Annotated in this window: 18 protein-coding genes; 11 read left to right on the top strand and 7 right to left on the bottom strand. The window is 63.9% G+C overall.

The features are described from left to right. Window positions 1-39: 39 nt before the first annotated feature. Complete coding sequence (locus tag AC1Q6Z_RS24940) at window positions 40-1,281, bottom strand: N-acetylmuramoyl-L-alanine amidase (RefSeq protein ID WP_492649664.1); 1,242 nt, start codon at window positions 1,279-1,281, stop codon at window positions 40-42. A 635-nt stretch (window positions 1,282-1,916) separates the two neighbouring features. Between AC1Q6Z_RS24940 and AC1Q6Z_RS24935 the strand changes: the two genes are divergently transcribed. Together AC1Q6Z_RS24935 and AC1Q6Z_RS24930 are read left to right on the top strand one after the other, a co-directional pair. After that, a complete protein-coding gene (locus AC1Q6Z_RS24935; RefSeq protein ID WP_492649663.1) occupies window positions 1,917-4,805 on the top strand; it encodes an Rne/Rng family ribonuclease in 2,889 nt (962 codons plus the stop codon). 132 nt (window positions 4,806-4,937) lie between these two features. Continuing rightward, a complete protein-coding gene (locus AC1Q6Z_RS24930; RefSeq protein WP_492649662.1) occupies window positions 4,938-5,702 on the top strand; it encodes an SDR family oxidoreductase in 765 nt (254 codons plus the stop codon). Window positions 5,703-5,777: 75 nt separating this feature from the next. Here the strand turns inward: AC1Q6Z_RS24930 and AC1Q6Z_RS24925 are convergent, their stop codons facing one another. Then, window positions 5,778-6,917: a pyridoxal phosphate-dependent aminotransferase gene (locus tag AC1Q6Z_RS24925; RefSeq protein WP_492649661.1), complete on the bottom strand. Its 1,140-nt coding sequence runs from the start codon at window positions 6,915-6,917 to the stop codon at window positions 5,778-5,780. Between the two features lie 206 nt (window positions 6,918-7,123). Between AC1Q6Z_RS24925 and AC1Q6Z_RS24920 the strand changes: the two genes are divergently transcribed. From AC1Q6Z_RS24920 to aat, 5 genes are all read left to right on the top strand, one after another. Next, complete coding sequence (locus AC1Q6Z_RS24920) at window positions 7,124-7,882, top strand: DsbA family protein (RefSeq protein ID WP_492649660.1); 759 nt, start codon at window positions 7,124-7,126, stop codon at window positions 7,880-7,882. Between the two features lie 152 nt (window positions 7,883-8,034). After that, window positions 8,035-8,472, top strand: coding sequence for a type II 3-dehydroquinate dehydratase (gene aroQ, locus AC1Q6Z_RS24915; RefSeq protein ID WP_256119057.1), 438 nt, complete (start codon window positions 8,035-8,037; stop codon window positions 8,470-8,472). Between the two features lie 22 nt (window positions 8,473-8,494). After that, the gene (gene accB, locus AC1Q6Z_RS24910; RefSeq protein WP_492649659.1) at window positions 8,495-8,956 is read left to right on the top strand and encodes an acetyl-CoA carboxylase biotin carboxyl carrier protein; all 462 of its coding nucleotides are present in this window, start codon (window positions 8,495-8,497) and stop codon (window positions 8,954-8,956) included. Window positions 8,957-8,966: 10 nt separating this feature from the next. Further along, complete coding sequence (gene accC / locus AC1Q6Z_RS24905; protein WP_256119055.1) at window positions 8,967-10,313, top strand: acetyl-CoA carboxylase biotin carboxylase subunit; 1,347 nt, start codon at window positions 8,967-8,969, stop codon at window positions 10,311-10,313. 12 nt (window positions 10,314-10,325) lie between these two features. Beyond that, on the top strand, window positions 10,326-10,940 hold the full coding sequence (aat, locus tag AC1Q6Z_RS24900; RefSeq protein ID WP_492649658.1) for a leucyl/phenylalanyl-tRNA--protein transferase: 615 nt from the start codon (window positions 10,326-10,328) through the stop codon (window positions 10,938-10,940). Between the two features lie 200 nt (window positions 10,941-11,140). Here the strand turns inward: aat and AC1Q6Z_RS24895 are convergent, their stop codons facing one another. From AC1Q6Z_RS24895 to gatB, 4 genes are all read right to left on the bottom strand, one after another. Then, the gene (locus tag AC1Q6Z_RS24895; RefSeq protein ID WP_492649657.1) at window positions 11,141-11,590 is read right to left on the bottom strand and encodes a DUF2155 domain-containing protein; all 450 of its coding nucleotides are present in this window, start codon (window positions 11,588-11,590) and stop codon (window positions 11,141-11,143) included. 76 nt (window positions 11,591-11,666) lie between these two features. Beyond that, window positions 11,667-12,065, bottom strand: a complete 399-nt coding sequence (locus AC1Q6Z_RS24890) for an NADH:ubiquinone oxidoreductase subunit NDUFA12 (RefSeq protein ID WP_256119051.1) — start codon at window positions 12,063-12,065, stop codon at window positions 11,667-11,669. A gap of 127 nt (window positions 12,066-12,192) precedes the next feature. Continuing rightward, window positions 12,193-12,693 carry a GNAT family N-acetyltransferase gene (locus AC1Q6Z_RS24885; RefSeq protein ID WP_439628011.1) on the bottom strand — a complete coding sequence of 167 codons (501 nt, stop codon included), beginning with the start codon at window positions 12,691-12,693 and terminating at the stop codon, window positions 12,193-12,195. Window positions 12,694-12,759: 66 nt separating this feature from the next. Next, window positions 12,760-14,262 carry an Asp-tRNA(Asn)/Glu-tRNA(Gln) amidotransferase subunit GatB gene (gatB, locus tag AC1Q6Z_RS24880; RefSeq protein ID WP_492649656.1) on the bottom strand — a complete coding sequence of 501 codons (1,503 nt, stop codon included), beginning with the start codon at window positions 14,260-14,262 and terminating at the stop codon, window positions 12,760-12,762. Window positions 14,263-14,393: 131 nt separating this feature from the next. On the opposite strand from gatB, the gene AC1Q6Z_RS24875 reads away from it, so the two are divergent. The 4 genes from AC1Q6Z_RS24875 to AC1Q6Z_RS24860 all read left to right on the top strand — a co-directional run bounded on the left by AC1Q6Z_RS24875 (window position 14,394) and on the right by AC1Q6Z_RS24860 (window position 16,737). Further along, on the top strand, window positions 14,394-14,699 hold the full coding sequence (locus tag AC1Q6Z_RS24875) for a DUF1294 domain-containing protein (RefSeq protein ID WP_492649655.1): 306 nt from the start codon (window positions 14,394-14,396) through the stop codon (window positions 14,697-14,699). Window positions 14,700-14,757: 58 nt separating this feature from the next. After that, window positions 14,758-15,201, top strand: coding sequence for an RrF2 family transcriptional regulator (locus tag AC1Q6Z_RS24870; protein ID WP_435265350.1), 444 nt, complete (start codon window positions 14,758-14,760; stop codon window positions 15,199-15,201). A gap of 83 nt (window positions 15,202-15,284) precedes the next feature. Continuing rightward, entirely contained in the window at window positions 15,285-16,187 is a 903-nt protein-coding gene (locus tag AC1Q6Z_RS24865; protein ID WP_492649654.1) for an NAD(P)/FAD-dependent oxidoreductase, read from the top strand. A 292-nt stretch (window positions 16,188-16,479) separates the two neighbouring features. Further along, a complete protein-coding gene (locus AC1Q6Z_RS24860; RefSeq protein ID WP_256119045.1) occupies window positions 16,480-16,737 on the top strand; it encodes a YjhX family toxin in 258 nt (85 codons plus the stop codon). Between the two features lie 36 nt (window positions 16,738-16,773). Here the strand turns inward: AC1Q6Z_RS24860 and AC1Q6Z_RS24855 are convergent, their stop codons facing one another. Beyond that, on the bottom strand, window positions 16,774-17,286 hold the full coding sequence (locus AC1Q6Z_RS24855; protein ID WP_439628023.1) for a GNAT family N-acetyltransferase: 513 nt from the start codon (window positions 17,284-17,286) through the stop codon (window positions 16,774-16,776). Between the last annotated feature and the right edge of the window lie 117 nt (window positions 17,287-17,403).

Below are 17,403 nucleotides of genomic sequence, written 5' to 3'. Positions count from 1 at the left end.
CGTTCCCCGCCCGCGCGCCTGCGGCATCGCGCGAAAAGCTTAACCGCCATTGGCGACGACAGTCGTGCGGTACTCCTCCACGGCCTTGGCGACGAGGCCCGCGACCTTCTTCTGCCAAACCGGATCGACGAGCAGCTTTTCGTCATCCTTGTTCGACATGAAACCGAGTTCCAGCAGGATCGACGGCACGTCCGGCGCGGTCAGCACGCGGAAGCCGGCATGGCGGTGCGGATTGTTGATCAGCAGCACCTCGTTCTTGAAATTGCCGACGATGCTCTGGGCGAGATTGATGGAGAAGGCCTGCGTCTCGCGCCGCGTCAGGTCGAGCAGGATATCGGCGACCTCGGCCGGTTCGTCGACGAAGGAGATGCCGGCGATCTGGTCCGAGAGGTTTTCGCGCTCGGCGAGGCTTGCGGCCAGGCTGTCGGAGGCCTTGTCGGAGATCGTATAGACCGTCGCGCCGCGGATATCCTTCTGACGCAGCGTATCGGCATGTATGGAGATCAGCAGGTTCGCCCCCTCGCCGCGGGCAAGCTGCACACGCTGCGAAAGCGAGAGGAACTCGTCCTTGTCGCGCGTCAGGATCGCGCGGGTGCCCGGGAGCTTGTTCAGCGCCTCGGCAAGTTCGCGGGCGAAGGCGAGCGTGACGTGCTTCTCCTCCGTCTTGGTGACGCCGCCGCGCGCACCATTGTCGATGCCGCCATGTCCGGCGTCGACCGCGATCACGAATGGCCCTTCCGCCTTGCTGCCGGGCAGCATGACGGGCGCCTGCTCGCTGGACGCGGTTGCGGACGCCTCCTGCCAGCTCTGCTTTTCCATATTCGCCTGGAAGACCTGGTCGGTGACGATCGCCGTGTCGACGACCAGCCGGTAGCTTGCCGCCCCCTGCTCTTCCTGCACCTCGGCCAGCACGACGCCGATCGGCCGCGAGGCGGTCAGCACGATGCGCGAACGGCCGGCGGCCATGGTGCCGTAGCGGATGTCGGAAAAGATGCCGCGCGCCTCCAGTTCCTCCGCCTTGATGCCGAAATCGGTTTCCGGCAGGTCGATCAGCACGCGGTAGGGATTGGAGACGTAATGAACCTTGAATTCCGGCTTGCGGTCGAAATCGATGACGAGGCGGGTGCGTGCATCATCGCCGGCTATGCGCGCGGCAAAGGCGAGCAGCGGCGCGGCCGAAGCGGAAACGGCAAGCGCCGGCGTGACGATCGCGGCACAGAGAAAGACGGCGATCAGGCCGGCAAAAAAGCGGAACGAATGTTCAGTCAAGACGCGTAGCATCACCCGGACAGCCCTCAAACGCGTGGAGACCGCGCGATGCGGTGCAGGACAAGGCCCATAGATGCCCTCTTATGGTTAACGAAAGCTTGGCGCGCCGAGAGACCGGCGGACGAAGGGGCCAAGATCACCGCAAATCCATCAAGATTATGACGCTTTTGGCTTTTCCCTTGCCATTGTGACATATCCGCCATAAAAGCAAAGTCAGGGAAAAAGATCAGACGGGATAGAATCGCCTTGAGCAGGCAGCCACTCCTTCGGGACTTGGCGCCGAACCGGGCCTTCATCCGCCGTCATACCCACTTTTTCCCGGCCGATAAGATCGCGTAAGCCGGCGGTGGCCGGAACAGTCAAGGTGGATTTCCACCAAAAGCCCTTACCCAAGGGCAACTTCATCGGACCTTTCAAGGTCTATGGCACTGGCATTCTCGTTGGACGTTGATGTTGTCACAGCGGATTTTCTCAGAGGGTAACAGGCACCGGGACGCTCGCGTACCGACCTCCCTCCGTCCGCTAACCCCTCACCGGGGCCTGACGGGAACTTACATATTCGGCGCAGCCCTCTCCTCTCCCGGCACCTCCCTTTCAGGGAACGGTTCGCCGCCAGGATCGCGCATGCGCCGAGGAGCACAATTTACATGGCAGAGAAAATGCTTATCGACGCGTCTCACGCTGAGGAGACGCGCGTCGTTGTCGTACGCGGAAACCGCATAGAAGAATTCGACTTCGAATCCGAACACAAGAAGCAGATCCGCGGCAATATCTACCTTGCCAAGGTCACGCGGGTAGAACCGTCGTTGCAGGCGGCCTTCGTCGATTACGGCGGCAACCGCCACGGCTTCCTGGCCTTCGCCGAAATCCACCCGGATTATTACCAGATCCCGCTTGCTGATCGCCAGGCCCTGCTCAGGGCCGAGGCCGAAGAGCACCGTCGCGACGACGACATCGAACAGGTCGAGACCGGAACGTACCTTTCCGATGATTCGGAAACGGAAACCACCGAGGCTGAAACCACCGAGACCGAAACCGTCGTCGAAGCCGCTCCGGTCGAGGTTGTCGCCGAAGCCGAGGTCGTCGAGGCTGTCGCCGCTCTTGAAGAAGCTCCGGCCGAAAAGCCGAAAAAGCCGCGCCGCACCCGCAAGGCCAAGGCAAAGACCGAGGATGCGCCGGCAGCCGACGAGGCCGCCGCGCCCACGGAAAGTACCGATGACGAGACGCCCGGCGGCGCGATGGCCATGGCCGTCGATGCCGACGAAATCTCCGAGCCCTCCGACCGCAAGCGCGGCCGTCGCCGTCGCGATGACGACGACGATGATGACGACGGTCATCCCGGCGAGGAAAAGGAAGTCATTGAATCCGTCGGCGCCGAAGACGCGATGGAAGAGGTTCCGGACCGCGTGCAGCGCAAGCCGCGCAAGCAGTACCGCATCCAGGAAGTCATCAAGCGCCGCCAGATTCTGCTCGTGCAGGTCGCCAAGGAAGAACGCGGCAACAAGGGCGCTGCTCTCACCACCTACCTGTCGCTTGCCGGCCGCTACTCGGTTCTCATGCCGAACACCGCGCGTGGTGGCGGCATTTCCCGCAAGATCACCAACCTGCAGGACCGCAAGCGCCTGAAGGAAATCGCCCGCAGCCTGGAAGTTCCGCAGGGCATGGGCGTTATCCTCCGCACCGCCGGTGCCAACCGCACCAAGGTCGAGGTCAAGCGCGACTTCGAATATCTGATGCGCCTGTGGGAGAACGTCCGCACGCTGACGCTCGCCTCGACGGCCCCCTGCCTCGTCTACGAGGAAGGCTCGCTCATCAAGCGCTCGATCCGCGACCTTTACAACAAGGACATCAGCGAGATCGTCGTTGCCGGCGAGGAAGGCTACAAGGAAGCCAAGGGCTTCATGAAGATGCTGATGCCGAGCCACGCGAAGGTCGTCCAGCCTTACCGCGACGTGCATCCGATTTTTTCACGCTCGGGCATCGAAGCCCAGCTTGACCGTATGCTGCAGCCGCAGGTGACACTGAAGTCCGGCGGCTATATCATCATCAACCAGACCGAAGCGCTCGTCTCGATCGACGTCAACTCCGGCCGCTCGACGCGCGAACACTCCATCGAGGAGACCGCGCTCCAGACGAACCTGGAAGCCGCCGAGGAAGTGGCGCGCCAGCTTCGCCTGCGCGACCTTGCCGGCCTCGTCGTCATCGACTTCATCGACATGGAGGAGAAGCGCAACAACCGCTCCGTCGAGAAGCGCCTCAAGGACCACCTCAAGAACGACCGCGCGCGCATCCAGGTCGGCCGCATCTCGCATTTCGGCCTGCTCGAAATGTCGCGCCAGCGCATCCGCGCGTCCGTTCTCGAATCGACCATGCAGACTTGCCCGCACTGCAACGGCACGGGCCATATCCGCTCGCAGTCGTCGGTGGCGCTGCATGTGCTGCGCGGCATCGAGGAATATCTCCTCAAGAACACCACGCACAACATCTCGGTGCGCACGACGCCGGACATCGCGCTCTACCTGCTCAATCACAAGCGCGGCACGATCATCGACTATGAAAACCGCTTCGGCGTGCAGATCATCATCGAGGCGGACGCCCATGTCGGCGCGCAGCATTTTGCGATCGACCGCGGCGAAGCCGTCGAGAACCCGGTCAAGATCGAGCAGATCCTGCATTTCGAGCCCGAGCCGGAAGACGACGATGTCGTGATCGAGGAGGAGATCGACGAGGAAGACGAGGAAGAAGCACGCCCGGCCGCGGCCGCGCAGGCGTCTGCCCCGACCGCGTCGTCCGCCGCCGCTTCCGATGATGGCCGCAAGCGCAAGCGCCGCCGCCGCCGGCGCGGTCGCCGTGAAAATGGCGAAGGCACCGACACCGCCTCCTTCGGCGGTGAACAGGCCGGCGACGAAGACGTGCTCGACGACGAAGATGCCGAGGGTGACGAAGGTGTGGATGCCGCCGATGCGGACGCCCAGGCCGGCGAAACCTCCGAGCAGCGCCGCAAGCGCCGCCGTCGCGGCAAGCGCGGTGGTCGCCGTAATCGTCCCGAGGATGGTTCGGTCGAAGCCGGTGCCGAAGATGGCGAATCCGACGACGCCGATGGCGATGCGGACGAAGCCGATGAAGTGACGAGCGTCGAGGTGGACGTGGCCGAAGTGGCTGTTGTCGCCGAGGAAGCACCCGTCGAGGCTGTCGCCGAAGAAGCGCCCGCCAAGCCGAAGCGTGCCCGCCGCAGCCGTGCCAAGGCAACCGACGAAGCCGTCACGGACGAGGCTGCCCGCACGGCAATCGAGGCGCAGCCAGAAGCCGCACCGGCTAAGGCAGCCGAAGAGGACGTCGCTCCGGTCGAACCGGAAGTCGAGGTGGCCTCGGCCGATCTCGAAGAGCCGGCCAAGCCCGTGCGCGCCAACCGCGACCTCTCGAAGATCGCCTCCGAACCGGTGGTCAAGTCTTCGACGGCCAAGGAAACCACGCCGGACGACGATCCGGACAAGCCCAAGAAGGGCGGCTGGTGGCAGCGCCGCGGCTTCTTCTAAGAAGCGCCCTACCTCAAGAAATCCGAAGGCCCGGCATCGTCCGGGCCTTTTTCTTGCCCGCTGGAATCGGGTGGTTCCCTGCCCGCCGGTCTGCGACACCGCGATCGTCAGAAACCAGCAAGGGAGAAACCCATGACCCGCCTTACCGCCAAGGTCGCCATCATCACCGGCGCAAGCTCCGGCATCGGCCGCGCCGCCGCGCTTCTTTTCGCTCAGCAAGGCGCAAAGCTCGTGCTATCGGCCCGCGGGCGCGATCGGCTGGACGAGGTCGCCGACGAGATTCGTTCCGGCGGCGGCGCGGTCGTCACCATTGCCGGCGACGTCAGCGAAGAAACCCATCACCGGGCGCTGGTCGATGCGGCGCAGCGTGAATTCGGCAGCCTCGACATCGCCTTCAACAATGCCGGCACCACCGGGCCGGTCGGGGCGCTGCCCGATCTCGCCCTGGCCGACTGGCAAGAGGTGCTCGGCGTCAACCTGACCAGCGGCTTCCTGGCCGCCAAATACCAGCTGCCGGCCATGGAAGCGCGCGGCGGCGGCACCATCGTCTTCACCTCGACCTTCGTCGGTTACACGGCGGGCTTTCCGGGGCTCGCAGCTTATGCGGCATCGAAGTCGGGCCTGATCGGCCTCGTGCAGGTGCTCGCCTCCGAATATGGCACCAAGGGAATTCGCGTGAACGCGCTGCTACCCGGTGCCACGGATACGCCGATGGGGCGCGAGGTGGCGAATACGCCGGAAGCGCGTCAATTCATTGCGGGGTTGAACGCCTTCAAGCGCATTGCCGCGCCGGAGGAAATCGCGCGGGCCGCACTCTTTCTGTGCTCGGACGCCTCCAGCTTCACCACCGGAACGGCCATGCTCGTCGACGGCGGCGTGTCCATCAACCGGGTCTGAGAAAGCGATTCACCTGGCTGCGAGATTGAGTCCGCTCCTGGTCGCAAGACCCTGAAACGGAATCGTTTTTCGCCCTCAAGCCAGCCAACGCGCGAGGCGATCGGCCGCCTCGTTCATCTCCTCGAAGGAGCCGGCATAGGAGAAGCGCATCGTGTGCTGGCCGTCCTTCGGGTCGAAGTCGATGCCGGGCGTCGCCGCGACATCGGTCTCGGCCAGCATGCGCCGCGCAAAGGCCATGCTGTCATTGGTGAAGCGGCTGACATCGACATAGGCGTAAAAGGCGCCGTCCATCGGCGAGGCGATGGAGAAGCCGAGCTCCGGCAGGCGCTTGACCAGGAAGTCGCGGTTCACCCGATAGGCATCGCGATAGACGTTCAGCTCCGCCTCGGCGCCGAGTGCTGCCTCCGCCGCGATCTGCGAGAGTTCCGGCGCGGAGATGTAGAGGCTCTGGGCAATGCGCTCGACCGGGCGCACCAGCGCCTCCGGCAGCACCATCCAGCCGATGCGCCAGCCGGTCATGCAATAATATTTCGAGAACGAGTTGATGATCACCGCCTCGTCGCCGAATTCCAGCGCCGTCGCCTCTTCGCCGACGAAGGTGAGGCCGTGATAGATCTCGTCCGAGATGAAGGCGATGCCGTTGTCGCGGCAATAGGCGGAGAGCGCCGCCAGATTGGCGCGGCCGGTCACTGTGCCGGTCGGGTTCGCCGGACTTGCCAGCAGCACGCCGTCGATGCGGCCATGGGCTTGCAGGGCTTCGGGCGTCAGCGTGAAGCCATTGTCCGCATCGACCTCGATCTCCACCGTCTCGATGCCGAGCGCCGCCAGGATGTTGCGATAGGCGGGATAGCCCGGACGCGCGATGGCGACACGGTCGCCGGCATCGAAGAGCGCCAGGAAGGCCAGGTTGAAGCCGGCGGAAGAACCCGTGGTGATGGCGATTCGGCCCGGATCGACGGAAACGCCGTGACGGCTCTTGTAGAAATCCGAGATGGCGCGGCGGAGCGACAGAAGTCCGAGCGCATCCGTATAGCCGATGCGCCCCACATCGAGCGCCCGGCGGGCCGCTTCACGCGCGGCTTCCGGCGCCGGATGCACCGGCTGGCCGACGGCCATGGAGATCACCGGGCGACCGCTCGCGCGCCGCTTCGTCGCCTCGGCAAGCACGTCCATGGCGTGGAAGGGTTCGACGGCGCCGCGCGACGAGAGTTTCATGAGCCTGCCTTCCGGTTTTCAAGATCGTGCCTGTGTGCCGCAACACGCCCATATTCACAATCCCGCGAGGGCCGAAAATCCGCCGCTTTTGCCCTATCGTTTGCGCTTTGCCGGCCATAAGGTCGTTGAAAGCACCCACGTCCGCATTGACGCGCGGGTGCCGCCAATGGCACTCATCGGCGCATCACGACGAGGACAGCACAGACATGACATTCAAGACGAAGCTCGCGGCCACCGTCGCTCTCGCACTCGCGGTTGCAGCCCCCCTTCCCGCGCTCGCCCTCGACGATGCGCAGAAGAAGGAGATCGGCGAATTCATCAAGGAATACCTCGTCGAGAACCCGGAAATTCTGGTGGAAGTGCAGGAGGCCCTGCAGAAGAAGCAGGAAGCCCAGCAGCAGGCCAAGGCCCAGGGCGCGATCACCGACAACGAGAAGGCGATCTTCTCCTCGCCCTATGACATCGCGCTCGGCAACCCGCAGGGCGACGTCACGATCGTCGAGTTCTTCGACTACAACTGTGGCTACTGCAAGCGCGCGCTCTCCGACATGGATGCGATCCTGAAGGAGGACAAGAACGTCCGCTTCGTGCTGAAAGAACTGCCGATCCTCGGCCCCGATTCGCTCGCCGCCCACAAGGTGAGCGCTGCCGTGCGCGATCTTTCGCCGGAAAAGTACGGCGAATTCCACCGCACGCTGCTTGGCGGCGAAGGCCGGGCGACGGAAGAAAGCGCCATCGCGCTTGCCGCCGGCATGGGCCTTTCCGAGGCGGACATCCGCAAGACCATGGCCGAGAAGCCGCATGACGACGCGGTGCGCGAAGCCTATTCGCTGGCAAACGACCTCGGCATCACCGGCACGCCCTCCTACGTTCTCGGCAACGAGATGGTATTCGGCGCGGTCGGCGCGGACGACCTGCGGGCAAAAATCGCCAATGTGCGCGCCTGCGGCAAGGCGAGATGCTGACGGACGCCATCTTCTTGCCACGCTCACCGTATTCAGCCTGTGCTGCTTGTGGACATCGCCTCTTTCGACCGGCAAAGCCCCTGCCCTTGGGGCTTTCCCTGCGGGAACCGCCGGTCTATAGGTAATCCTCTATCCAGCATGCGGAATTGCGAATGGCTTCACCCCTTTTTGTGCTCAACGGCCCCAACCTGAACGCACTCGGCAAGCGCGAGCCCGGTATCTATGGCGGGCATACGCTCGCCGATATCGAAGCGCTCTGCACGGCCGAGGGCGAGAAGCTGGGCTTTGCCGTGGATTTCCGCCAGTCCAATCACGAAGGTGACCTGGTCGACTGGATCCATGAGGCCGGCGACACGGCCGTCGGCATCGCCATCAATGCCGGTGCCTATACCCACACCTCGATCGCGCTGCATGACGCCATCCGCGCCATCAAGATCCCGGTGGTCGAGCTGCACCTCTCCAATGTGCATGCCCGCGAAGAGTTCCGCCACAAATCGATGATCGCGCCCGCTGTGAAGGGCGTCATCTGCGGTTTCGGGGCGCACAGCTACATCCTCGCGCTCCACGCGCTTTCGTCCATCACGAAATAAGAAAAAACAGAGGCTCACTTCCATGGCTGACAAGAAACAGGGCATCGATCAGGGTCTGATCCGCGATCTCGCCAACATCCTCAACGAGACGGACCTGACCGAGATCGAAGTGGAGCAGGACGACCTGCGCATCCGCGTCTCGCGTGCCGGCACCCCGCAATATGTCCAGGCGCCGATCGCAGCTCCGGCCGCCTATGCTGCGCCAGCCGCAGCGGCAGCCGCCCCGGTCGTCGTCGACGCGCGCAACAACAAGAACGCCGTCACGGCCCCGATGGTCGGCACGGCCTATCTCTCGCCCGCCCCGGGCTCGCGCCCCTTCATCGAGGTCGGCGCGACGGTCAAGGAAGGCCAGACCATCCTCATCATCGAAGCCATGAAGACGATGAACCAGATCCCGGCGCCGCGCTCGGGCAAGGTCACCGAAATCCTCGTGCAGGATTCGAGCCCGGTCGAGTACGGCGAACCGCTCATCGTCATCGAATAAGGTGGCTCAGATGATCTCCAAAGTCCTCATTGCCAACCGCGGCGAGATCGCGCTCCGGGTCCTTCGGGCCTGCAAGGAGCTGGGCATCGCCACGGTTGCCGTGCATTCGACGGCGGATGCCGACGCCATGCATGTCCGCCTTGCCGACGAGAGCGTGTGCATCGGCCCGCCGCCCTCGCGCGAAAGCTACCTGAACATCCACCAGATCGTCGCCGCCTGCGAGATCACCGGCGCCGACGCCGTGCATCCGGGCTACGGCTTCCTGTCGGAAAACGCCAAGTTCGCGGAAATTCTCGACGCGCACGGCATCACCTTCATCGGCCCGACGGCGGAACACATCCGCATCATGGGCGACAAGATCACCGCCAAGAAGACGGCGGAGGCGCTTGGCATCCCGGTCGTTCCGGGCTCGGAAGGCGAAGTGAAGCCCGAGAACGCGCTGGAAATCGCCCGCCAGATCGGCTTCCCCGTGCTGATCAAGGCAACCGCCGGCGGCGGCGGCCGCGGCATGAAGGTCGCGAAAAACGAGGACGATCTCGAGGAAGCCGTCTCGACGGCCCGGTCCGAGGCGCTCGCCGCCTTCGGCAACGATGCCGTCTACATGGAAAAGTACCTCGGCAAGCCGCGGCATATCGAAATCCAGGTCGTCGGCGACGGCATGGGCAATGCAGTGCATCTGGGTGAACGCGACTGCTCCCTGCAGCGCCGCCACCAGAAGGTCTGGGAAGAGGCGAACTCCCCGGCCCTCAACGTCGAGCAGCGCATGAAGATCGGCCAGATCTGCGCCGATGCCATGATGAAGCTGAAATATCGCGGCGCCGGCACGGTCGAGTTCCTCTACGAGAACGGCGAGTTTTATTTCATCGAAATGAACACCCGCCTCCAGGTGGAGCACCCGATCACCGAAGCGATCACCGGCATCGACCTCGTGCACGAGCAGATCCGCGTCGCCTCGGGCGCCGGCCTTTCGGTGCGCCAGGAAGACATCGTCTTCTCCGGCCACGCCATCGAGTGCCGCATCAATGCGGAAGACCCGCGCACCTTCGTGCCCTCGCCAGGCACGATCACGCATTTCCATGCGCCGGGCGGCCTTGGCGTGCGCGTCGATTCGGGCGCCTATCAGGGCTACAAGATCCCGCCCTACTATGACAGCCTGATCGGCAAGCTCATCGTGCACGGCCGCACTCGCGTCGAATGCATGATGCGCCTGCGCCGCGTGCTCGACGAGTTCGTCATCGACGGCATCAAGACGACGCTGCCGCTGTTCCAGGACCTGATCGGCAACCAGGACATCGCCAACGGCGATTACGACATCCATTGGCTGGAGAATTATCTGGCCGATAAGACCGACGCCTGAGGGGCGTCGGTTATGGCAGGGCGTCGCGGACGGCACCCGGAAATCACGCCGGAACTGCTTTTGCGCGCCTATTCCATCGGGCTCTTCCCGATGGCCGATTCGGCGGACGACCCGGAGCTCTTCTGGGTCGAGCCGGACATGCGGGGCGTCATTCCGCTGGATGAGTTCCACGTCTCGCGCAGCCTTGCAAAAACCATCCGCAAAAACCCGTTCGACATCCGCTTCGACACCGCCTTCGACGCGGTGATGGCCGCCTGCGCCGAAGCAGCACCCGATCGGCCATCGACCTGGATCAACGCAAAGATCCGCTCGCTCTACGGAACGTTGCACCGCATGGGCCATGCCCATTCGGTGGAAGCATGGGAGGGCGATCGCCTCGTCGGCGGCCTCTACGGCGTCTCGCTGGGCGCGGCCTTCTTCGGCGAGAGCATGTTCTCCCGCCGCACCGACGCTTCAAAAATCTGCCTCGTGCATCTCGTAGAGCGGCTCAAGGCCCGCGGCTTCCGCCTGCTCGACACGCAGTTCACCACCGAGCACCTGAAGTCGTTCGGCGCGATCGACGTGCCGAAGATCGAATACGAGGACATGCTGGCGAACGCGCTGGCGTCACCATATCTGGCGTTTTGAGACGATGAGTTGTGCGGTGGGGCATGGATCCTCGGGTCAAGCCCGAGGATGACGGAAGAAGAGAAGCAGGACAAACATAGAAACGGTGCCGCATGCCGCACCGTTTGACGGAGGTCGGCCACACTCCCTCCCCTCCGTCATCCTCGGGCTTGACCCGAGGATCCACGCGGCAAACGCAAGCTTCACAAAAGGGAGAGGCCCTATTCGGCCCTCGTCTCGGCATCTTCCGGCGGCGGTACGTCGGACTTGGCCTTGCACTCGATGAGCCAGACGTCATAGACGGGGTGCTCGACGGCGTTGAGGCCGGGGCTGTCGGCAAACATCCAGCCGGTAAAGATGCGGCGGATCTTGCGGTCGAGCGTGATTTCGTCGACCTCGACGAAGGTGGTGACCTTCTGCGCCTCGGTGTCGTCGCGGCTGTAGCAGACCTTCGGCGTCACCTGGAGCGCGCCGAACTGCACGGTCTCGCCGATATAGACGTCGAAATTGGTGATGCGGCCGGTGATCTTGTCGATGCCGGAGAAGACGGCGACCGGGTTTTCCACCCGCGCAGCCTGGGAAAGCACGGGGGTCGCAACGACGCCGACGACCGCAAGCGCGACCGAAACGAACCGCCGTCCGGCGTTTGCCCGAAAAAACCCGAATGTCATGAATGCCGTCTCCTGCGATCTGCACCGGTTTTCGCCGGCCGCTTGGAGCTACCGGCGAATTGTGGCCAAATCGGTATCAGTTGCCCGGCGTCCAGGCGTCGTAGTCGCCCGTCACGCGGGGGCGCTCGCCGGCAACGGCGATCGAGCCCGGCGGGCGATAGGCCTGCGCGCTGCCCGTCCCGTTCGGACGGTGCGGCTTTTCCCATTCGCGCGCCTTGTAGGTCTCGTCGGCGGGGGAAACATCCGTGCGGTGGTGCATCCAGCCGTGCCAGCCCGGCGGAATGGCGGAGGCTTCGGCATAACCCTTGTAGATCACCCAGCGGCGCGTGCGGCCTTCGGAATCCTTGGCCGTGCCCTGGTAGTAGACATTGCCCAATTCGTCTTCGCCGACCTTGGTGCCGAAGCGCCAGGTGTGAAAACGGGTGCCGATCGTCTGACCGTTCCACCAGGTGAAAATCTGCGTGAGGAGGTTCATGGGCTGGCGTCCTTGGCAGGGCCATGCCGAAAGCGCGGCCCGCGACTGAATATTCTTCCGCTTATGGCGCGCGGGCGCCGGAATGTCCAGCGATTCCCACGCCTTCGCACACGCCTTTTCGCCGCAGTCAGGCGCCGAGCGGCTTCTCGTAGACATGCAGCGGCACGCCGGAAACGTCGTCCGCCGTGTGTTTCGACTCTCCGACCTTGACGAAGCCGTGCGCCGCATAGAAGGCGACCGCCGCATCGTTGCGCGGATCGACTTCGAGGATCATCGCATTGGCATCGGGAAAGCAGGTTTCGAGCTCGGCGAACATGTCGCGGCCGATGCCCTGGCGCTGGTAGCGCGGCAGCACGTAGAGCTGGTGCAGCAGCACGGTCTTCGGCCGCTCTTTCCACATGGCCGCAAAGCCCATGCCGGCAAGTTCCTTGCCGTTGTCGGCCACGACGAATTCCGCGTCCTTGCGCTCCAGCCGGTTTTTGAGCGCCGGCACGGCATGCCAGCGCGCGGTGATCTGGCTCACCTTGTCGGCACCGTAAAGCGCGTCATAGGTCGCGTGCCACGTCTCGGCCAGCAGCGCGCTGACCTTGACCAGATCGCCCTCGGACGCCGTGCGGACGAAGAACATCGAAGAACCCTTTGTTTTGAAGTAATTCCGAACGGAAAACCGCTTCACACTTTTCCTGGAATTACTTCAGTCCTCCAGGCCGAGCTTGGCCTTGACGAGGGCCTGCACGGCCTGCGGATTGGCCTTGCCGCCCGTCGCCTTCATCACCTGGCCGACGAACCAGCCGGCAAGCGTCGGCTTGGCCAGAACCTTGGCGACCTGGTCAGGGTTGGCGGCGATAATCTCGTCGACCGCCTTCTCGATGGCGCCGGTGTCCGTCACCTGCTTCATGCCGCGCGATTCGACGATCTCGGCCGGCTTGCCGCCTTCGGTCCAGACGATCTCGAAGAGGTCCTTGGCGATCTTGCCGGAGATGGTGCCGTCCTTGATGAGGTCGATGATGCCGCCGAGCTGATCGGGCGAAACCGGAGTCTCTTCAATGGCTTTGCCGTCTTTGTTCAAGGCGCCCAGCAAGTCGTTGATCACCCAGTTGGCGGCAATCTTGCCGTCGCGGCCGGCGGCCACGGCCTCGTAATAATCGGCGATCGCCTTTTCCGAGACGAGCACCGAGGCGTCGTAGACGGAGAGGCCCAGATCCTTGACGAAGCGGATCTTCTTGTCGTCCGGCAGTTCCGGCAGGTCGGCGAGCAGCTTGCCGACGAATTCGTTGTCGAATTCCAGCGGCAGCAGGTCCGGATCGGGGAAATAGCGGTAGTCGTGCGCGTCTTCCTTCGAGCGCATGGAGCGCGTCTCGCCCTTGCCCGGATCGAAGAGACGGGTTTCCTGATCGATCGAGCCACCATCCTCCAGAATACCGATCTGGCGACGGGCTTCGTATTCGATCGCCTGGCCGATGAAGCGGATGGAGTTGACGTTCTTGATTTCGCAGCGCGTGCCGAAACCTTCGCCAGGACGGCGCACGGAGACGTTGACGTCGGCGCGCATGGAGCCCTCGTCCATGTTGCCGTCGCAGGTGCCGAGGTAGCGCACGATGGAGCGCAGCTTCGTCATATAGGCCTTGGCCTCGTCCGACGAGCGCATGTCCGGCTTGGAGACGATCTCCATCAGCGCCACACCCGAACGGTTGAGGTCGACATAGGACATGGTCGGATGCTGGTCATGCATCGATTTGCCGGCATCCTGCTCCAGATGCAGGCGCTCGATGCCGATCTCGATGTCTTCAAAGTTTCCCTGGCGGTCGGGGCCGAGCGAGATGACGATCTTGCCCTCGCCGACGATCGGGTCCTTGAACTGCGAGATCTGGTAGCCCTGCGGCAGGTCCGGATAGAAGTAGTTCTTGCGGTCGAAGATCGAGCGGTGGTTGATCTGCGCCTTGAGGCCGAGGCCGGTGCGCACGGCCTGGCGCACGCATTCCTCGTTGATGACGGGCAGCATGCCGGGCATGGCGGCATCGACGAGCGAAACGTTGGCATTCGGCGGCTTGCCGAACTCGGTGGAGGCACCGGAGAAGAGCTTGGAATTGGAGAGAACCTGCGCGTGCACCTCCATGCCGATGATGACTTCCCAATCGCCGGTGGCGCCGGGAATGAAGCGTTTCGGATCGGGGGTGCGGACGTCAACGAGGGTCATGGCAGGCTCTTGGCTGTGGTGTCTTCGGTTGCTGTCTCGGTAGAACATATGGGCATGCCGCGCAAGGTTTTCAGCGGGTGCGGCGCGCCGTCGTTAGCCAAGCCGCAAGGATGATCGGCTAAAGACAGGCGATGAGCACGGCAACAACGATTCTTATCATTTTCCTCCTCGTCAACGTCGTGACGTTCTGCGTCTTCTGGTGGGACAAGGAGGCCGCGCGGGATGGTCATTGGCGTGTTTCCGAAGCGCGGCTGCTGCAATTCGCGTTCATCGGCGGCAGCCTCGGCGCCTTCGCTGCACAACGGTTGCTGCGGCACAAGACGCGCAAGGAGCCGTTTCGCACGCAGTTGATGGCGATCCTGATCCTGCACGCGGCGCTGATCCCGGTGGCGCTGATCTTCGGCCCTTCCCTGTACCAGATGCTGCGCGTCGGTTGATATCACCCTCTCGCCAGCAAGGTTGACATGCAGCGCTTTTCGTAACTATTATTGTTACATGAAAAGAAACAGCCGCCTTTCCGCCGTGCTTCACGCACTCATGCACATGGCCGAGCGCGACGCGCCGATGACCTCGGACGATCTCGCGCTTTGCCTCGATACCAACGCCGTCGTCGTGCGGCGCACCATGGCCGGGCTTCGCGATGCCGGCATCGTGCAATCCGGCCGCGGCCATGGCGGCGGCTGGCACTTCGCCAAACCGCTTGCCGAGATCTCGCTGCTCGACATCTACAATGCGCTCGGCGAGCCGATCGTCTTCCAGATCGGCCCGGCGACGGAAATGCCAGGCTGCGTGGTCGAGCAATCCGTCAACCGGGTGATCGGCGATGCGCTGAAGGATGCGGAAGCAATCCTGATGGCGCGCTTTGCCGGCACGACGCTTGCCGATCTCGCCGCCGACTTTCGGGTGGCGGTAAAACACTGCCGGGCCGATACGGGCTGACGGCAGCCAACTCCAAGGACCCGCATCGAACGACCGGCACCCGCCGGGCGGACGATGCCGCACGTTCCATGAAAGGATCTACCATGATCGAAGATGCCATCATCATCGGCGGGGGCTTTGCCGGCCTTTCCGCTGCCATGCAGCTCGCCCGCGCCCGCCGCCGCATCACCATTCTCGACACCGGCGAGCCGCGCAACCGCTTCTCCCCGCATTCGCACGGCTTTCTCGCGCAGGATGGCCGGCCGGGGCGCGATATTCTGGCGGATGCCCGCCGCCAGCTTGCCGCCTACGAGACCGTCACCTTCCGCGACGCGCCGGCCGAAAAGCTGGAGGGCGAGATCGACGGCTTTTCCATCCTCACCGGCGATGGCGGGAGGATCGACGCCCGGCGCGTGCTGCTCGCCACCGGTTTCGAGGACCAGCTGCCGGATGTTCCCGGCCTTGCCGAGCGCTGGGGCAAGACGGTGCTGCATTGCCCCTATTGCCACGGCTATGAGGTCGGTGGTGGGCCGGTCGGCGTGCTGGCCCGCACGGCGGATGCCGCGCGCTTCGCGACGCTCGTCGCCGATTGGGGCGGCGTGACGCTCTTCACCAACGGGACGCCCGAGCCGGACGACGCAACCCTCGCCTTGCTGGAACAGCGCGCCGTAAAGCTGCGGCCGGGCCGCGTCACGGCCATCGCGGACGGGCCGAACGGCATGCTCTCCGTCGAGACCGGACCGGGCATTCCGACGCTGGTCAAGGCGCTCTTCGTCATGCCGGAAGCGCGGGTGCGCAGCGCGATCCCCGGCGATCGCGGCCTCACGCTGAAGGAGACCGCGGTCGGCAAGATCATCCAGACGGACGAGACCGGCCAGACGTCGCTTCCCGGGCTTTATGCCGCCGGCGACATCGCGCTCGGCCCGGGAAACATTACGCTAGCCGCCGCCGATGGCGTGAAGACGGGCGTCATGCTGCACCATTCGCTGATCTGGACGACGCATTGACGTTCGCGGGCGTCCCGGTTATTTCGGGACATCCGACTAAATCGGATTCCACCTTTTCAAGGCGGAATCCGATTTAGGAATGTTCGTTGAGTATGTCGTTCTCGCAAAACCGCAAACACTTTTGCGCGACATGCTTGTGGAGTTTTGATGTCCAACTCGTCAGAGACCTGCTGAGGACCCTGCCCGCTCACCAATGCGCGCAGGGTCAGAAAAAACGATGAATCCTGCCACCTGACCGGTGGCGGAACGTTTTTTCGCGTTCATTCGAACGCCAGACGGATTTCTCAAGACAATGGACATTTCCCGCGCCGAACAGCGCATTCTCCACCTGCTCGCCCAGGGCGGCCGGATCGACATCGAAAAAGACGAAAACCGCAAGATTGTCAGCGTCGCCTGCATCACGCGGGATGGCTGGCGTGCCAGCGGGCTCGATATCGAGCTCTTCCGCAAGCTGAAGCGCCGGCGCAGCATCGCCTCCTCCGGCGGCAGGCCCTACCGCATCACGCAGCGGGGGCTGGAACTGGTGCGCTCGCAACTGGACAACCAATAGAAAGACGGGAGGCGCGGTGAAAGCCCCGTCTCCCCCTCAAAACCCGTCCGGCCCGTAGCCGATCGGAGCATCCTCAACGAGCTGCCGGCGCAGGCCGATCGATTCCACGTCCCTGTCGAGGCGCTCGGAATAGTCGACGGAAAGCCAGCTGACGGAATAGCCGTGCTTCTGGAAGAACCCCACGGCCGCCGTGTTGCGCGCATGGGTCTGGAGGCGTGCGGCCTCGAAGTCGGCGGCGATGATTTCCGCCTCCATGACCGCAAGAAGCGCCGCGCCGACACCCTTCTTCTGATGAAGCGGATCTACCCAGAGGTCGGTGATCTCGTCGTCGAAAGATTCGCGCGAGGCCCAGCCGGCAAGCCCGCCGTCGAACTCGGCCACGCTCACCCGCAGCCAATGGCGGGCGAGAAATTGCTGGAAGGCATTGCGGGCATGGTCGCGCCGCACTTGGAGATCGGCGACACCGACGACGGCCTGTTCCCAGGCCCGAACGCCGATTTCGACGATGGCCGGAACATCCTCCTCACGGGCGTTGCGAACGGTGATCATGCCACCATCAAAGCATTGCACCCCGCCCTTGGCGAGAGAGCCAAAGGTCTATCCACGGAGATGATGGGGAGCGTTGTCGCAAAACGGAACCGCCCGGCCTTGCCGGCCGGGCGATCC

It is taken from the genome of Shinella sp. GW835-FHT14H05 (assembly GCF_058793575.1).
This window is presented reverse-complemented; position numbering and strand designations above follow the sequence as displayed.

Bases quoted from the DNA above. Each gene is read 5' to 3' on its own strand.
- aat (WP_492649658.1), top strand. From the start codon at position 10,326: ATGGCAGGGCGTCGCGGACGGCACCCGGAAATCACGCCGGAACTGCTT.
- AC1Q6Z_RS24920 (WP_492649660.1), top strand. From the start codon at position 7,124: ATGACATTCAAGACGAAGCTCGCGGCCACCGTCGCTCTCGCACTCGCG.
- AC1Q6Z_RS24935 (WP_492649663.1), top strand. From the start codon at position 1,917: ATGGCAGAGAAAATGCTTATCGACGCGTCTCACGCTGAGGAGACGCGC.
- AC1Q6Z_RS24875 (WP_492649655.1), top strand. From the start codon at position 14,394: ATGAGCACGGCAACAACGATTCTTATCATTTTCCTCCTCGTCAACGTC.
- AC1Q6Z_RS24925 (WP_492649661.1), bottom strand. From the start codon at position 6,917: ATGAAACTCTCGTCGCGCGGCGCCGTCGAACCCTTCCACGCCATGGAC.
- AC1Q6Z_RS24870 (WP_435265350.1), top strand. From the start codon at position 14,758: ATGAAAAGAAACAGCCGCCTTTCCGCCGTGCTTCACGCACTCATGCAC.
- AC1Q6Z_RS24940 (WP_492649664.1), bottom strand. From the start codon at position 1,281: ATGCTACGCGTCTTGACTGAACATTCGTTCCGCTTTTTTGCCGGCCTG.
- accB (WP_492649659.1), top strand. From the start codon at position 8,495: ATGGCTGACAAGAAACAGGGCATCGATCAGGGTCTGATCCGCGATCTC.
- AC1Q6Z_RS24890 (WP_256119051.1), bottom strand. From the start codon at position 12,065: ATGAACCTCCTCACGCAGATTTTCACCTGGTGGAACGGTCAGACGATC.
- aroQ (WP_256119057.1), top strand. From the start codon at position 8,035: ATGGCTTCACCCCTTTTTGTGCTCAACGGCCCCAACCTGAACGCACTC.
- AC1Q6Z_RS24855 (WP_439628023.1), bottom strand. From the start codon at position 17,286: ATGATCACCGTTCGCAACGCCCGTGAGGAGGATGTTCCGGCCATCGTC.
- AC1Q6Z_RS24865 (WP_492649654.1), top strand. From the start codon at position 15,285: ATGATCGAAGATGCCATCATCATCGGCGGGGGCTTTGCCGGCCTTTCC.
- gatB (WP_492649656.1), bottom strand. From the start codon at position 14,262: ATGACCCTCGTTGACGTCCGCACCCCCGATCCGAAACGCTTCATTCCC.
- AC1Q6Z_RS24895 (WP_492649657.1), bottom strand. From the start codon at position 11,590: ATGACATTCGGGTTTTTTCGGGCAAACGCCGGACGGCGGTTCGTTTCG.
- AC1Q6Z_RS24860 (WP_256119045.1), top strand. From the start codon at position 16,480: ATGGACATTTCCCGCGCCGAACAGCGCATTCTCCACCTGCTCGCCCAG.
- accC (WP_256119055.1), top strand. From the start codon at position 8,967: ATGATCTCCAAAGTCCTCATTGCCAACCGCGGCGAGATCGCGCTCCGG.
- AC1Q6Z_RS24885 (WP_439628011.1), bottom strand. From the start codon at position 12,693: ATGTTCTTCGTCCGCACGGCGTCCGAGGGCGATCTGGTCAAGGTCAGC.
- AC1Q6Z_RS24930 (WP_492649662.1), top strand. From the start codon at position 4,938: ATGACCCGCCTTACCGCCAAGGTCGCCATCATCACCGGCGCAAGCTCC.